Origin of the sequence: Nostoc sp. CmiVER01, from assembly GCF_034531135.2 — a bacterium.
Taxonomy (GTDB): domain Bacteria; phylum Cyanobacteriota; class Cyanobacteriia; order Cyanobacteriales; family Nostocaceae; genus Nostoc.
In genome coordinates, this window is sequence record NZ_JAVRBU020000003.1 from 255,995 (window position 1) to 272,226 (window position 16,232).

Here is a 16,232-nt window from a genome sequence, read left to right on the forward strand (position 1 = left end):
TTTTACTCCCCGCAGACTGGCTCCCGTTGATTTTTTAAAACAATCTGATGGGATGATTTTGAAGTTCTAAAAGCAACAAAACACTTGTGCTTTTTACATAAAAAATTTGAGTAAATTCACACTAAAATCACCCTCTACCATGAAGCAATTGTTTCATCTTTCCCAAACAAGTAAAAAAGCAATTATTGTTACTTCTTGCTTTTTTTTGTTTCCTAATTCATTATTGAGCGCTCAAGCTCAAACCAAAGGCGATCTGCAACAAGAAGTAACTTTATTAGCTCAAGCAACGACATCAGAAAATACTAGTAAAGCAGACTTAAAAGCTCCTAGTGCCAAGAATCTGGCAACTTACACCCTAGAATTTAATCGTAGTCCGATTGTGGGCAACCGGATGCGCTTGCGTGGGGTTTACTCAGAAGGTCGTCTTGCCTTTACTCGTCCTCGTGGCTGGAAGCTAGACCAGGGTAAGGTACAAGCTTTAATCCGTTTTCAACACTCACCATCGCTGTATGCTAATCGCTCTAACCTGACCGTGCTATTGAATGGCATCAGTGTTGGTAGCGTACCACTCAATCGCAAAGAGTCCCAAGTCGGTCAAGTACTGTTCAATATCCCACCAAAGCTGCTGCAAGACTACAACGAACTGGTATTGGTGGCACAGCAGAATAACACTCTCGAATGTAGCGACCCTAGTAGCCCCGACTTGTGGACAGAGATTCTGCCAGATTCCAAATTAATCTTTAACTATGAACGGCAGCCGATTCCTTTGAATTTCAGCCGCTATCCTTATCCTTTCTTTGACGAATTTGGCTTAGAAACTAACCAAATTGCTTATTTGCAACCAAGTCAAGTTGATCAATCCTGGTTGACAGCAGCAGCTCGCTTACAAGCGGCATTGGGGAGAATCGCAGATTTTCGCCCGATTCAGACAAGCGTGGTGTCTGATGTCGCAAATGTGAAGGCAAACGATCGCTTGGTCATTATTGGTACTCCCAACGAGCAACCGACCTTAAATACTTGGAAGAATTTGCCCCTGAAAGTCATCAGCAATCAAATTCTTGATCGTGATAATAACCCCGTACCAGATGAAACAGGGGTGTTGATTATAACTAAAGCTGAAAAAAGCGGGGTTCCGGTTTTAATTGCGACTGGGAACAGCGCAAAAGCTGTAGAAAAGGCAACCCAATTTTTATCACAGCCAGACTTGCAAAAAATGGGTACTGGTCAGGTGGTTTTTGTAGACACCCTCAAGGAACCTTCGACACCAGGACTCCGCCAGTGGCCTCGTTATTTGCCAGAACAAAATTCTTTTAAACTAGGCGACATCAAAACCCAAGTAAATGGTGAGCCGTTTAGTGATGTGACTGTACGTGGCATCGGAGCGCCACCAGTTGAAATTGATTTTCGAGCTTTACCAGATGATAGATTTCTGCGTGGTAGTTCCATGAATCTGGTGTACAGCTACGGGCCGCAGGTTAATCCGCGAACTTCTGCGGTTGAAGTTTTACTGGATGGAGTTTTCATCGGTGGCGCACGTCTTGATTCTGAGTCGGGAGAAACCCGCAAAAATCTTAAAGTTAATTTGCCGGAAAACTTGATTAAACCCAACTCGAAACTACAAGTTTTCATGCGGATGAATCCGAGAGAACCGTTTGATAAACAAAACTGTCTTCAACCACCAGATCAACAACTGACAGGTACGGTGCATTCTGATACTAGCTTCGACCTGAAGCGGGAAATCTCTACACAACTACCAGATTTGAACCTGCTGAAATTTGGTTTCCCCTTTGCTGCACCCCAGGATTTGTCTCAGACAGCGATTGTTGTGCCCCAAACCCCCTCGAAGACAGATATTTTGACCTTATTGGCTTTTAGCGAACGTTTGGGAAGGCTTAGTCAAGCAGATGCTGTCAAACTAAATGTTTATACACCAGATGCTCTGCCAACACAAGCCCGCAAAAATGACCATTTGGTAGGAATTGGAACGCGAGAAGACTTTCCTTTTCCCGAAGTATTTAATTCCACTGGCTTCAACTTGAGTCAAGCATACTCCCGTTCCTCTGCCAATGCTGTGGTTCAGACCCCCCAGGATACACAAGGGATGATTAAGCAAATTATCTCTCCTTGGAACAGCGATCGCGTCGTTCTTGCTTTAACATCTCAAACCGAAACTGGTTTAGAGCGAGTGCGACAAGTCCTCAATCAAGACCCGTGGTTCTTCCAACTCAAGAAGGATACGGTGCTAATTAGTAGCGATCAAAAAGACCCAGTTTCTTACGATGCTGATGCCTATCAACTACAGTTTTTCCAAAGCGCCCCAAACACTCGTCGCTTAGAAAATACCACTATCCTCAGTAAAGCATCACGCTTTTTACAAGAAAATTGGCTATTGCTACCTATAGGCATTTTCACTGTGTCTCTAATTCTTTACGGGATTCTTCAGTTGTATCTCAAGCGTTTAACTGCTGATAAAAAGTAGACACTTTCGATTAAGTATTGCCCATTTTAAATTTCAAAATTTAGATCCACAATGTCATCTTCCCCCCACACCCCGCCCCGGAAATCACGCGATCGCCAGCGCTCAAAATTGAGCAATTGGTTGATTGATATTACCCCTAGATTTTTTGACCGCACTCTTCAAAAGGTTGGTGTAAAACAGTTTAAGTGGTTTATCGTGCTGCTATTGGTACTCTCAGTGCCACTGATTATTACTCCAATAGAAGTTTGGCAGCAAGGATTGGTAGCAGTGTTTCTTGTGCTACTCGGTCAATTGGTGATACACGCGGAGTTCCAAGAGTCCTCTTCAGAAATCAGCCAGTATTATCACTTGTTTCTGCTGTGGCTGAGTATGGTAACAACGCTGCGTTATTTATACTACCGCACCAGCTACACCCTAAACTTTGATGGTTGGCTTAACAGCATCGCTTGTGTATTCTTGTACGCCGCCGAACTTTATGCCATCCTCACCTTGGTATTGGCATACTTTCAAACCCTGAAAATTCAAGAACGCCAACCAGTTAATCTAACAAACATTCCTCAACAGGAATGGTTCAAAGTTGATATCTACATTCCTACATACAACGAAGATGTGGAGATTGTTCGCAAGACGGCTGTGGCAGCCTTAGCTTGTGATTATGCTCCTGATAAAAAAAAGGTTTATGTCCTTGATGATGGTCGTCCAGAAAAGTATAAAGAGAACGACCCACGCCGAGAACAGTTTAGTAAAAGACGAGAACAGCTAAGGCAAATGTGCCAAGAACTTGGCTGTATACACATGACGCGGGACAATAACGACCACGCGAAGGCTGGTAATATCAATACCGCCTTTTACAAAACCGATGGCGATTTAGTGTTGATTTTGGACTGTGACCACATTCCTTCGCGGCAAATTCTCTTGCATACAATGGGTTTTTTCTTCGATCCCAAAGTATCGTTTGTCCAAACTCCTCACTGGTTCTATAACCCCGACCCCTTCGAGCGTAATTTGGTCACTAAAGGTAGAATACCCGCAGGCAATGAACTGTTCTATAAGGTACTGCAAAAAGGTAACGATTTTTGGAATGCCGCCTTTTTCTGCGGTTCCGCAGCCTTAATCCGCAAATCTCACGCTTTAGAAGTTGGGGGAATTGCAGTAGAAACCGTGACGGAAGATTGCCACACTGCTTTGCGATTGCATTCGCTAGGTTACAAGTCTGTCTACTACGACAAAATTATGGTGGCTGGTTTAGCGCCAGAAACATTTTCTTCTTACGTGGGACAACAAGTGCGTTGGGCCAGGGGGATGGCGCAGATTCTGCGATTAGAAAACCCCATTTTTAATCCAAAGCTGAATCTAACATTTGCACAACGGATTTGTTATTTTAGCGCGACTTCCCACTTTTTGTATGGTTATCCTCGACTAATATATGCGATCGCTCCGACACTCTTTTTACTATTTGGCATTAACTCTGTCCAAGGTTTGGGTTTAGAAACTCTAGCTTACGCCCTACCCCATATTCTCCTGTCCCTTTTTACTAACTACATCATTTACAAAAACGTCCGTTTCTCCTTCTGGAATGAAATTTTTGAATTTGCGATGGCTTTCCAGGCTGGGTGGGTGACGATGTTAGCGCTGTTTAATCCAAAGCTGGGTTCATTTAACGTTACCGACAAAGGAACTTCTATAACCAAACGCACCTTTGATTGGGAATCGATGCGTGGTCTTTTGGTGGTGACAGCACTTGTAGTCTCTTCCTTACTAGCTGTTCCCTATTGGCTGCTGCTACATCCTGAAGATTGGCAAGCGGTCTTAGTCAACACCATGTGGTCTGTTTTTAATCTGGTTTTGCTGATAGCTGCTTTGCTGGTTGGCTTTGAACAACCACAAGTACGTACTGCCCACCGTTTACAGCGTCGCCTCCCGATCTTAATTAGCAGTAATGGTCAAACAATCATGGGCAAAACGGTAAATATTTCAGAAACTGGGGCATTAATTTCTTTAGAAACTTGGCCCAATTTACTCGAGGAAGCGGAAGTTGAGGTGATGGGAGATTATACTGCTAGCGCCTCTTTAACAGCGCAGATTGTCCGAGTCTCTCCTATTAATGACACAGAAACGCTTTTGGCTGTTGATTTTGTGAAGCTCAACGATGCCCAACGTGATGCTTTAACTTTAGTTTTATATTCTGATGTCCGAGAGTGGTATTCTCAAAAGGGCCAGTATGTAGACCAACCCTTCGCTTCTCTTGGATTCTTAGCCACAAGTCTGACTCGGGCCTTGCGTGACGTAAAACAAACTAGTCGTAAAAAGGTACGCAAGCAGGTAAATAGCCATAGCCGACTCTACTGGGATGGTAACTTCTTCTTTGCAGTAGCCACAGAATTAGGAACAACAGGTTTGCGCTTAGAAATAGAGGATACAAAAGCCGTGTCTTCTCACAAAATGATCGGACAACAGGATTTGCACACGATGCGAACTGTCAAACCATTAGTTGGTTTACTGTTGAATGAGGATGAGGATAATCTCTCATCTAACCGATTTGTTGCCGAAATTCATGCTGTAGAAGAACAGACAAATGGCAAGATTGCGCTCGAATTAGTTTTTCCAGAAAAATTTAAAGAACGTCAAGACACAAAAATTAAACAACTATTGGAGGTTCTGTAACAGAAGTACTTGACTAGATTTTAACCAGCGCAAGCTCCATTTAAGTCCAGATGTTGCTTGCGCTTGGGAGTGTTTTAAATTGCAAAAGTCAATTCAATTATTGTGGGGTGTACAGCGTTCGACTGAGCGCTATCCACCCCAAAATAATAATTGAATATTTTTTAATTTGTCAGCCCTTCATAACCCTTAGCAATCACACTTTGCCAGCCAAGTTCATCAACTGTTTAAAGTTCACGAGATAAATGATGTTGTTGGTGCTGTCAATTTTAATCCACCCTTTCTCATGCAGCTTTTCCATAATTTTGGTGGTTTCGTCAACACCAATTTCTGTTACCTCCGCTAAATCTTTGAAAGGAATGTTAAAAATTTCCTTTCCACAATTCGATTCTTGACCATAGCTTTCGCCTAAAGTCACTAGGGTATAGGCGAGTTTAACTGCTGGTGGTGAAGATCGCATTTGTAAGCGCAAGTTAATTTGCCGCAATCGTCGCACCATCAGTTGTAACATCCGGTGATGTAACTGTGGATCTTTGAACAAGATTTGAATAAAACGCTCTCTAGATACACTCAGCAAATTCACAGATGAAAGGGCTATGACATCGGTTGAGCGTGGGGATTCATCCAAAATTGCCATTTCTCCAAAAAAATCGCCTTTACCAAAAATTGCCAGAGCAACTGAATCTTCTGCGACGGTACGCCGGACTTTGACCCAACCTGAAACAACGAAGTAAACGGCGTTACCCCAGGCATCTTCCATCACAACGGCTCGCCCAGATGGATATTCATGTTCAATTGCAACGTTGAGCAGCCATTCCAAAGTTTGGGGGGTGGCTGTACTCATTAGGGGGAAAAGTTCACTAAAAACCTCAGTCTGCATGAAATATTTATAAAAAATGGATTCAAGAGTAGGAAACTAACTTTGTCACTATAAATTTGTTTAGACCGTAATCTTATTTAGAATACGGCAGCAAAATCTCTAATCTATTTGAGTTGAACTCTAAGTTTGCTCAGTCTAGAGTTCGATTACAACATAACAATTATGTATAAAATTGGAATCAGCGATTTCACTTACAGAAATATGATTTAAAGTTTAATTAATTAATCAAAATTTTAGTTGTATATATAAAGCTTACTAGTATAAAAAATATATCAACTGAAAATTGCTACGATACATAACGCGTTCAAAATTAATCCCATGCTTTTAAGCGTGGTTCCTTTTGCTTCTACCTTTTGAAGTTCTACTCTAGTAACTGAGGCATGAGGGGATGAACTTGCGATGAATTCTCCCCTGTTCGCTATCTCCTAGTTTGGTACACCACTTTAATTGAGCAACTAAATGCCTCACAGGCTACTCCTGACTTCTTAAAGATTGGGCAGCAAGATAGACTTTTGTCCATTCACCTAACACTTGATGGGTTTTGAGTTTTAACTGTTGGCCTATTGCTTCTATTGAGTTACCTGCTCTCCGCAAATCTAAAATCTGCCGTCCTAGAGGAGTCAATTTTTGATCAAGTTGCTGCCATTGGTTTTGGGTTAACCCCAAGTTATGTTCTTGCAAAGAAATTGAGAGCCAATTGTCTACTAGCTCTGGTTGACCTTTGAGAGCAAAAACACGCACAGCGTGGTAACTGATTTTTTCTCGCAGACGGTATACTTCTTTAGTCGGCTTATTTAATTTATGGGCAATCTCTTCTTGGGATTTACCTTGTAAATATAGTCGTAGCCACTGTAGTGCATCTGTTCCCAGATTTTCTTGTAAATAATTTTCAAATTCTTTTTGGACTGACTGACGTAGGACTTGTTGTTCTTCTAGCTGTTGTGCTTCTTGATATTCTGCGATCGCCTGACTATCAACTAAGTTAACTCGATTGTCATTGTCGTCTGTAAGAACTTCTTCTGACACCAGTCTAATTAAGTCACGGCCAGGCACTTGGGTTAAACCACCGCGCTGAGTGCGACGCAAGTAATTCACGAACCGATAAGCTAATAGGGGTTGATTGCGGACTGGTCGCAGACAATATTCTTCTACACTGGCAAATAGCAGGGCATCTCCCAATCGTCTATCACTTGTATATTTAGCAATATCAGCCATTTGCTGTTGCATCTGGCTGTCACTTTGCAGTAATTCTTGAAGTACTTCTTGTAACACATCCATGACACTACGCTGGCGATCGCGGCTTAGGGAAACCCAAGTCTGAATCTTATTCCGTAATGTTACTAAACTCCCTAATCGCGTTATCAAGTTCCGATAAGCACGTTCTCGCCCTAGCCCCAAATAGCGTTGACGTAAAATTCTCCAGCGATATTCCATCGCTTGCTTGGCAATATCGAGTTCTTTAGGGTTAAACAGATCAAACCGCTTGGAGTCAGATCCCAATAGCCAGAGAATAATACTTTCTCGAGCAGGTTCATTTTGGTCTGGACATTCCGCAGCCAAGCGCTTTCGCCAATCTAGAGCTAGTTGTTCCACATCTGCTGTCATAGTGAGATTGCGTTCCTCGAAACTCAATTTTGAAGTTTGCATCACAACCCCCATTTGTCCCACCTAATTGTTTAACTGGCAACCTACCCGGATTTCATGAGTCTCATGAAAATAGTTCAGTGATTCCACTTTTATTACGTCTTAATTCACTACAATTATGCAGAAATTTATATATTGATATCTTGTTTACAATTCCCAAATGTCCCAAACCCTTATATATAAGGATTTTGGGCTATTTTTTGATTTAACTTTTTTGTAAAGTTATGTTTTATAACTGAGAATAGAAATCTGTCTACAGTGGCAGAGATAAACCTTTGCGCGAGGTGGGTTGAGGAAATCTGAACATTTTGTAACCAAGTCGAGAACGAATCTAAATTTAACTCAATGTCAGGCGAATTTCACCCGTATAAGTTTTAAGGCTCTACAAGCCCTTACCTAGAAAATACTTGGTTATATTAAACCTCAGTATATTTTTGGTAAACCATTATATAAAGTTATATAAACCTTAAATAAATTCTTGGATAAATATTATCGCTAGAGCCTGGGATCAGATCCAGTATTCCACATGGCTGAGTCTACGCTATTCTGGATAGAAAGGATTAATACGTCAATTTATCCTTTCTAAACTAGTTTCATTCATAACAATGCCTCTAACATTGGCAAGTTATTCTTACAAATTTTATATTTTTAAAAATCAATAGTCAACAGTCAATATTGATTTTGACTATTGACTTTGACTGTTGCTTTTCCTCTGCTTCAAAATTAAACTTATGTAGAATTTAAAAACATAAAGAATGCAATCCTTTAAACTTTTGATAGTCAGAAGTCTGACAAGAAACTTCTCTTTAAATTCATTAGTATGGGAATTTTTTGTTTTGACGTCCCCCGCAAAAGGTTGAATCTAAATCTATCGACTGTTTGATCTAACAATGGGATTTTCTACAGATTCTCGATAGCCTTGGACTTGTTCTGTATAAGCAATTGGTAGAACAGCTTCAACGTTTTCATGGGGACGAGGAATAATCACCCAGGATTCTAATGTACCGCCATAAACATTTTCGGCAGCTTCAACACCAGCAGCCATAGCGGCTTTTACTTCAGAAACATCACCACGAATATTAACTGTAAAGCGAGCGCTACCTACTCTGATATAACCAACGAGGGTGACTCGCCCAGCTTTTACCATAGCATCTGCTGCTGCTAGCACCGCAGGGAAACCTTTCGTTTCAAGTGCTCCAACTGCTTGTAATGACATTATTAATCTCCTGTATGAATAAACGATAGAGGGGGGCTACAAATTAATTGTACGAAGCTTCGCTCCAGATGTTGATAGCAAAATTGCTTAGAATATGCGGAAAGGTTCTGATTGTTCAGTGAAATGGATTGGTAATATAGTTTCCACATTTTCCGGGGGATTGGGAACGATGTAGTAGGTAATTACTGTACCAACCTTTACTTCCTCTCCAGCAGCGATTCCGGCTTCAACAGCTCTATTTACTTCAGAAACATGTCCCCGGACGGCGACTAACAAGCGGGCGCTTTCCGCTTGACCATAATACACAATTGTGACTGCGGCAGCTTTGACCATTGCATCTGCTGCGGCTAAAACACTAGGAAAACCTAAAGTTTCAATTACGCCAACGGCCATTGGCATGGTATTAGCTCCTAGATTAAGGGATAGGCGATTTTAATTGTACGTGGCTTTAGTCCCAATTTTGACATTTTAAAAAACTTTCTTTGATTTCATAATTTTTGAGGGAATGGGGAGACGCGATTAATGGCGTCTGTACAATTAGGAGTTGGGAGACGCGATTAATGGCGTCTGTACAATTAGGAGCTAGGAGATAGAATGCTTTGAGAGTCTGTGGACTATGTTTTATATATTATAATTAAACTTTTTGCATGTTATTTTGTGTAATTTTGTTGTTTAACAAAATCAGCAATGGGTGAAAGCAAGCTAGTATGATAAACTTAAATTTATGTTTCCGAATTTTCTTCCTAAAACAGTTGGGCAACTGACAGAATCTGCCTCGATCGCACTAGCTCAAAGTATTCAAACAACTGCGATCACTACTCTTTTAATTAATCAACCAATTACTACAACATTCGTCAAAGAAGGGAGTGGTGGAACTCCTATTTTATTAATTCACGGCTTTGATAGTTCTGTATTAGAATTTAGGCGACTTTTACCATTATTATCTGGACATAATGAAACTTGGGCGGTAGATTTGTTAGGTTTTGGGTTTACAGATAGACTCCCAGGAATTGCCTATAGCCCAACTGCTATTAAAACCCATCTTTATTATTTCTGGAAAAGTCTGATTAACCAACCTGTAATTTTGGTAGGCGCTTCGATGGGGGGTGCGACTGCAATTGATTTTACATTGACTTACCCGGAAGTAGTAAAAAAGTTAGTGTTAATTGATAGTGCTGGGTTGGCGGATGGTTCCCCATTGAGCAAATTCATGTTTCCCCCATTTGATTATTTAGCAACTCAGTTTTTAAGTAATTTGAAAGTGCGCGATCGCGTTTCCCGCATTGGATATAAAAATCAAAGTCTTGCTTCTGTCGATGCGCTGTGTTGTGGCGCATTACATCTACAAATGCCGAGTTGGCATAAAGCTTTGATTGCTTTCACTAAAAGTGGTGGTTACAGTGCTTTTAGATTTAAGAAAATATCACAAATTATGCAACAAACGCTAATTTTATGGGGTGATTCCGATAAAATTTTGGGTACTAGAGATGCCATGAGATTTAAAAGAGAAATTCCACACAGTACCCTTGTCTGGATTCAAGATTGTGGTCATCTCCCACACTTGGAACAACCACAAATCACCGCACAGCATATTTTAGACTTTCGAGTTTAAAGATAGCCCAACTCTCAAATAATTTTTCTGTAACCCTAATCTGGAAAGTTTTTTATCTGTTGCTAATTCCTTCTGTCATAGCTAGTATTTTATCTTTAATCGTGTTGCTTTCGCAGAATTGTAGATAATGTAGCAGCTAGAGAGATGGTAAATTTATCTTACAAAAAGACAGCAGTTTATTAGACATCTCCGAAAAAAAGACGTAGCATTGCTAAGTCTTTACAAGGGTTCTGAATGAGGCATATTTTATTTCTGGAGATGTCTATTGTAATGCCCGCCCTACAAGCTGCAAAGATTTACACTTGCACTTGGTAATCTAGATTTAATTCATCTCCTGTTGTTCCTCGGATACCCCAGTTGTGTTTTGGAGTTTCTGTAATGGTGATTTCTATATCTATAGGTTCAATTGCAACTTGCTCAGATAAACGGGAAAACAACAACCTAATTAGTTTCTTTTTTGTTTCAATAGTGCGTCCCTCAAACATACTAATCTCAATAATGATGTATTTTTCTGAACGTCCGACGGGATAGATGAAATCATCGGGTTCGAGAGGAAAGAAGCGATGGGCACGCTTGTCTTGAGGATATACTAGAGCTTCAACAACACAAGAATGAATTGCGTCAGAAATGGCACTGCGAGAATGACGTATAAATGAAGCAGTGCCATAGATTTTAATTTGTACCATTAACCTTTATCTAACTGATGAACTGGTTCTAGTCAAGTAACCACATCTCATTAGAAGTCTCAGGATACTCATTTGGTTGATTTTGTGGTTGATTTTGAGCTAGTGGTTGCGATGACCGATGTGATTTTTTGTAGTTAAGTGGATTGTAGTGTTCTTTTACTGGTTTTATAGCACTACTTTCTTTTACAACACTACCAGCATACTGATCTGGTTGATTTTGAGCTAGTCTTTCTGATGAAAGATGTGATTTTTTGTAGTTATATGGATTGTAGTGTTCTTTTACGGGTTTTATAGCACTAGTTTCTTCTACAGCTACAGCTAGTTTAGAATTATCTTCTGCTGTTTGTTTTAAAGCATTAATTTCTTCTATAAGCTTAGAATTCGCTTCTGCGAGTTGCAGTGCTGTTTTTTTGGTTTCTTCAAGTTCTTTTGTAACCTGTTGCACTAAGGATTTATGTTCGGATGCTAATGTTTTTTGTTTAGATAATTTTGATTGCAAATCAGCAATTTCTTGCCCAAGAGATGCTTCGTTTTGATGGCTTTTTTCCAGATTAGCAGTCAACTCTTTGACAATTGCTTCTAATTCAGCCTTAGTTGGAGTTGTGCGCTTAGTAGAATTTGGCTCAGGTGTTTGTGCTGAGGATTCTTCATCTGATGAAGCTTGTTCTTCGGCAATTTTTTCTGCTGTAATTTCGATCGCAGATTCCCCTTCGGGGGGTGTAAATTTTTGCGCCTCTTCTTGTAGTAAGTCAGAGAGACTTTGTTTCCTAGCCATTATTATTTTCTCCAATCACGCTGTAATTCATCAGCTGCACGGCGGTAGTCTAACTCCGCCTCCCGTGCATTACTTCCTCGCCATTGACTAATCGCTACACCCTCAAGTGCCGCTCGTTCATGAGCCTTATAAGCACGGATAAAGGTATTACAAGCAGGAATACCTAATCGAGTCAGAGTGTTTTTTGCTTCTAGTGCTTCCCCCATACTGCGCGTATCCACTTTGGTAAGCAGTACCCGATGAGGAGTTCCCACGGGGATGACGGCTTGCTTGACTGTTTCCACTAGGATAGCTAAATCCATTGCGGCTGGGGGTGTAGGCAAAACTAGATAATCTGCGATCGCAACTACCGCCACTAATGCTTCAGAGCGCAGCGCGGGAGGCGTATCTACTACTACTAAATCGTAACCTGTTATCTTTTGTAAATCACCTAAAAGTGTGGGATCTGTTTCTTGAGATAAATCAAATCCCATTCCCTGCTGACTGCGCCCAAACCACCAACTGGCAGAACCTTGAATATCTGCGTCAATCAACAGTACCTTTTTTTTCTTCGCAAAGTTTGCAGCCAGATTGACTGCGGTGGTCGTTTTACCGACTCCTCCTTTACCGTTAAGAATAGCGATGATTTTTGGCACTGCTTTAGCTAGGAAAAAGGAGTGGAGAGTGGGAAGTGGGGAGTAGGGAAGAAATCTTTTTCATTTTTGGTTGTGGGATTTTTTAATTATGGACTGACTTGAAAGAGTGTTGAGTACTGAGTTACTTATTAGAAGTTATTAGTTATTATCCTTCTCTTCCACTTTTTACTCCCTACTCCCTACTTCTTACTCCCCCATGATGAATATACCGCTTTATGTGGGCCTCAAGAACATGAAAACTCGTAACAATAAAATTCAGAAGCCATCAATTCCCCAAACTCCAATGACAGCAACTTACAATTTGCCTGATGGGCCTCAAATGCCGCGCTGGCTGCGGATGATCAAGTTTATTGGTCAGCCTATAAAATATGTGGATGATTTTGCCAAAATCTATGGTGACACTTTTACCATCAGGAGTAGTCGCTCTGATAACCATCTTGTGTACTTTAGTCAACCCCAAGCGCTTGAGCAGATTTTTAATGCTAATTCTAGCTATTTTGAGGTTGGCAGGGGGAACATAGGACTAAAATTTTTGCTTGGCGATCGCTCTTTTATGTTAGCGGATGGCGATCGCCACCAGCGCCAACGGCAACTACTAACTCCTCCTTTTCATGGCGAAAGGATGCGAGCTTATGGTCAGGAGATCCAAAAAATAACCCGACAGGTGAGTAGTGAATGGCAAATTGGCAAGCCTTTTAAAATCCGCGAATCGATGCAAGAAATCACCTTGCGTGTTATCCTGCGGGTTGTATTTGGTTTAAATGAGGGAGAGCTTTTTGAGTCACTGAGGCGATCGCTAAGTGACTTACTAGACTTCATCAGTTCGCCTGTAATGTCTAGTGCCTTCTTTTTCAGATTCATGCAAAAAGATTTCGGTGCGTGGAGTCCGTGGGGCCGGATTCTGCAACAACGGCAAAAAATTGATCAACTTATTTATACTTTGCTTCGAGAACGTCGGGCACAATCCGAGCAAAATCGTCAAGATATCCTAAGTTTGATGATGGCTGCTCGTTACGACGATGGTCAAGGGATGTCAGATGAAGAATTACACGATGAGTTGATGACGCTGCTAGTTGCAGGACATGAAACTACTGCTTCCGCATTGACATGGGCTTTTTACTGGATTGACCATTTACCTGAGGTGCGTGAAAAGTTGCTACAGGAACTCAATACGATTGGAGTTAACCCCGATTTGAGTAGTGTAGCTAAATTGCCCTATTTGACAGCAGTGTGCCAAGAAACATTGCGAATTTACCCAATTGCCATGACTGCTTTCGTGCGGGTTGTGAAGACCCCAATTAAAATTATGGGCTACGAATTGCCACAAGGGACAGCAATAATTCCTAGTATTTATTTAGCGCATCATCGAGAAGAAGTTTACCCACAATCCAAGCAGTTCAAACCAGAACGCTTTTTAGAAAGACAATATTCACCTTATGAATATTTCCCCTTTGGTGGCGGTAATCGTCGCTGTATTGGGATGGCATTTGCCCAGTATGAAATGAAAATCGTCTTGGCAACTATTTTGTCAGAATTTCAAGTATCGCTAGTGAATAAACGTCCTGTGCATCCTGTGCGGCGGGGTTTAACTATAGCTGCACCTGCCGGAATGCGGATGGTTGCTACACCTCAAGTTAAGCGTGCAAATACCGTTGCCACCTCTAGTTTAGGTTGATGTACTTAAGTGAAGCTATGCTGAAGGCGATCGCTTTCATTCTCTCATAGTATGGGCAAACTAAATAATAGATTGCAAACGCGCTGAAGCTGCACTTTGTAACTCAATACAGTTCAGTTAAGGCTAAAACTCTTTGTCAAACTCAATTTTTTTAACGAACCGCCAAGGACGCCAAGGACGCAGAGAGAAGAAAGAAATGCTTAACTGAACTGTATTGCTTTATAACTGCCAAAAAAGCTTCTCGTTGCTGATTCAACAAAAGTTAATGGCAGTAATTGAATAGAGGTTTGAATTTCTGTTTCTTCTCTATCTAAAAAAATTGTAGAGACGCTTTCACAATTGGCGTCTCTACAATTTTTCTTATTCGGGTACTAATCAAAATCCCTATACAAATAGATGGCAGGCTAATTAATAAGGAATAGCTCTCAAAAAGTAGGTCAGAAAGCTGCCAGCTAAGTTGAGCGCGAAGAAAGCTAAGATTGGAGAAAAATCCATACCGCCTAATGGGGGAATAATTGAGCGGAATAGATTTAAATAAGGGTCGGTTATTTGGGCTAAAGCAGCAAATGGCTGATTATACCAGTTGATTTGCGGAAACCAGGTCAACAAAACCCGGATAATTAGCAAATAGCTATAAAAGGTGACAAAGGTAATTAGTGTCGTAATCAGTAAACTCATGGATAGCTTTGTTTCCTACTAAGTGTCAAACGCGGTCTTATCTTTTAATTTTAATTTAGTCCATGTCATGATGTTTGCGGATTTAGCACTTACCACACTTGACATTTTCACCACGCCTGAACAGACTTCAAGAGTCTTTAGTGAGGGAGCGATCATTGCTTGCTTGGGGTGAACCGCCATTAACATTTCCCAGTTGCTTTCGCACATCATCTATTGTGGCATTTAGCTGGGCAATTTTATCTTCTAGCGATCGCCTAGCCGTTTCTATGCCGATGCTCTCGCTTTCTGAGGCTTTCATTTGACGCCGCTTTGCTGCTATTTTTTTCGCTTCGGCTTGGCTATCCGTCAGTTCTGTCTCCTCCTCTGCTAGCAATTCTGGATTGCGTCGAGAAGCAATCAGTGCCCCGATAACACCGCCAAATACGCCACCGACAAATGCCCCTGCGACGAAACCACTGCCAAAACCATCTCGTTGACTCATATCTTTACCGCCTTCAACAAACCTTGCAACTTTTACAGTAGTTATGCTATTTTCCTGCCCTAGCTGCATACTAGCTTAAGTCCCAAAGATGCGATCGCCTGCATCTCCTAATCCCGGTACAATATACCCCTTGTTATTAAGTTTTTCGTCAATAGTCGCCGTGTAAATTATTAAACCTGGATAAGCTGCACTCAGTTTTTGCAAAGCTGGTGCAGCCGCCACCACGCAGACAATCCGGGTCAAGGTCGGATCGGCACCCCGTTGTGTCAATTCTGCCATTAACGCCATGATCGACCCCCCTGTTGCCAACATCGGATCGGTAATTAACACTCGTGTTTCGGGGTCAAATTTTTCTGGTAACTTGTTCAGATAACAATGAGGTTGCAGTGTTTCTTCGTCTCGCACCAAACCATAATGGTAAATAGAAGCTAAAGGCAGTAAAGTCTGCGCTCCTTCAAGTAATCCTAGTCCAGCCCGTAGAATCGGTACTACTGCCACTGGTATTTGCGGATCAATTACGGTTGCTGAACAAGTATCCAAGGGACTCTGCACTGTCGTTTCTTGGGTTGGCAACCAGTCTCGCGCAGCTTCATAAGTCAGCCATCTTCCCAACTCAGTCATGGCACTGCGAAATAACACTGAAGGTGTGCCTGCATCACGGGCAACTGCCAGCCAGTGTTTGATTAGGGGATGGGGTGGAACATAAACCCGCAATTGTAGCGTCATAGCCAGAAAGAAGGGCTTTTTTATTGTATAAGAACTGAAAACACCATAATACTCTTTCCTGTATCCGGCTGACAGCTGATAATT

At 41.4% G+C, this 16,232-nt stretch carries 14 protein-coding genes; 4 read left to right on the plus strand and 10 right to left on the minus strand.

Going from position 1 to position 16,232, the window contains the following annotated elements; translation table 11 throughout:
- The first annotated feature begins 139 nt into the window (after positions 1-139).
- Positions 140-2,479, plus strand: a complete 2,340-nt coding sequence (locus RMZ43_RS06015; protein WP_322655149.1) for a cellulose biosynthesis cyclic di-GMP-binding regulatory protein BcsB — start codon at positions 140-142, stop codon at positions 2,477-2,479.
- 51 nt (positions 2,480-2,530) lie between these two features.
- Positions 2,531-5,143: a UDP-forming cellulose synthase catalytic subunit gene (gene bcsA / locus RMZ43_RS06020; RefSeq protein WP_322655150.1), complete on the plus strand. Its 2,613-nt coding sequence runs from the start codon at positions 2,531-2,533 to the stop codon at positions 5,141-5,143.
- A 193-nt stretch (positions 5,144-5,336) separates the two neighbouring features.
- On the opposite strand, the gene RMZ43_RS06025 is transcribed toward bcsA, so the two are convergent.
- The 4 genes from RMZ43_RS06025 to RMZ43_RS06040 all read right to left on the minus strand — a co-directional run bounded on the left by RMZ43_RS06025 (position 5,337) and on the right by RMZ43_RS06040 (position 9,279).
- Entirely contained in the window at positions 5,337-6,020 is a 684-nt protein-coding gene (locus RMZ43_RS06025) for a Crp/Fnr family transcriptional regulator (RefSeq protein WP_322646221.1), read from the minus strand.
- 471 nt (positions 6,021-6,491) lie between these two features.
- Complete coding sequence (locus RMZ43_RS06030; RefSeq protein WP_322646220.1) at positions 6,492-7,679, minus strand: HetZ-related protein 2; 1,188 nt, start codon at positions 7,677-7,679, stop codon at positions 6,492-6,494.
- Between the two features lie 853 nt (positions 7,680-8,532).
- Positions 8,533-8,880: a carbon dioxide-concentrating mechanism protein CcmK gene (locus RMZ43_RS06035; protein ID WP_109011757.1), complete on the minus strand. Its 348-nt coding sequence runs from the start codon at positions 8,878-8,880 to the stop codon at positions 8,533-8,535.
- An 87-nt stretch (positions 8,881-8,967) separates the two neighbouring features.
- Entirely contained in the window at positions 8,968-9,279 is a 312-nt protein-coding gene (locus RMZ43_RS06040) for a BMC domain-containing protein (protein WP_322646219.1), read from the minus strand.
- Positions 9,280-9,604: 325 nt separating this feature from the next.
- Between RMZ43_RS06040 and RMZ43_RS06045 the strand changes: the two genes are divergently transcribed.
- Positions 9,605-10,492, plus strand: a complete 888-nt coding sequence (locus RMZ43_RS06045) for an alpha/beta fold hydrolase (protein ID WP_322655151.1) — start codon at positions 9,605-9,607, stop codon at positions 10,490-10,492.
- Positions 10,493-10,788: 296 nt separating this feature from the next.
- Here RMZ43_RS06045 and RMZ43_RS06050 read toward each other — a convergent pair whose 3' ends face one another.
- The 3 genes from RMZ43_RS06050 to RMZ43_RS06060 are packed head-to-tail and all read right to left on the minus strand — an operon-like array spanning position 10,789 to position 12,588.
- Complete coding sequence (locus tag RMZ43_RS06050; RefSeq protein ID WP_322655152.1) at positions 10,789-11,178, minus strand: tautomerase family protein; 390 nt, start codon at positions 11,176-11,178, stop codon at positions 10,789-10,791.
- Positions 11,179-11,206: 28 nt separating this feature from the next.
- Complete coding sequence (locus RMZ43_RS06055; protein ID WP_322646216.1) at positions 11,207-11,953, minus strand: hypothetical protein; 747 nt, start codon at positions 11,951-11,953, stop codon at positions 11,207-11,209.
- A gap of 2 nt (positions 11,954-11,955) precedes the next feature.
- A complete protein-coding gene (locus RMZ43_RS06060; RefSeq protein WP_229483082.1) occupies positions 11,956-12,588 on the minus strand; it encodes a ParA family protein in 633 nt (210 codons plus the stop codon).
- A 283-nt stretch (positions 12,589-12,871) separates the two neighbouring features.
- Here RMZ43_RS06060 and RMZ43_RS06065 point away from each other — a divergent pair, with 283 nt between their 5' ends.
- The gene (locus tag RMZ43_RS06065) at positions 12,872-14,263 is read left to right on the plus strand and encodes a cytochrome P450 (RefSeq protein ID WP_322655274.1); all 1,392 of its coding nucleotides are present in this window, start codon (positions 12,872-12,874) and stop codon (positions 14,261-14,263) included.
- A gap of 408 nt (positions 14,264-14,671) precedes the next feature.
- Here RMZ43_RS06065 and RMZ43_RS06070 read toward each other — a convergent pair whose 3' ends face one another.
- The 3 genes from RMZ43_RS06070 to upp all read right to left on the minus strand — a co-directional run bounded on the left by RMZ43_RS06070 (position 14,672) and on the right by upp (position 16,148).
- On the minus strand, positions 14,672-14,941 hold the full coding sequence (locus RMZ43_RS06070) for a YggT family protein (RefSeq protein WP_322646214.1): 270 nt from the start codon (positions 14,939-14,941) through the stop codon (positions 14,672-14,674).
- A gap of 127 nt (positions 14,942-15,068) precedes the next feature.
- Positions 15,069-15,422: a hypothetical protein gene (locus RMZ43_RS06075; protein WP_322646415.1), complete on the minus strand. Its 354-nt coding sequence runs from the start codon at positions 15,420-15,422 to the stop codon at positions 15,069-15,071.
- Between the two features lie 75 nt (positions 15,423-15,497).
- Positions 15,498-16,148 carry a uracil phosphoribosyltransferase gene (upp, locus tag RMZ43_RS06080; protein WP_322646213.1) on the minus strand — a complete coding sequence of 217 codons (651 nt, stop codon included), beginning with the start codon at positions 16,146-16,148 and terminating at the stop codon, positions 15,498-15,500.
- Positions 16,149-16,232 lie beyond the last annotated feature (84 nt).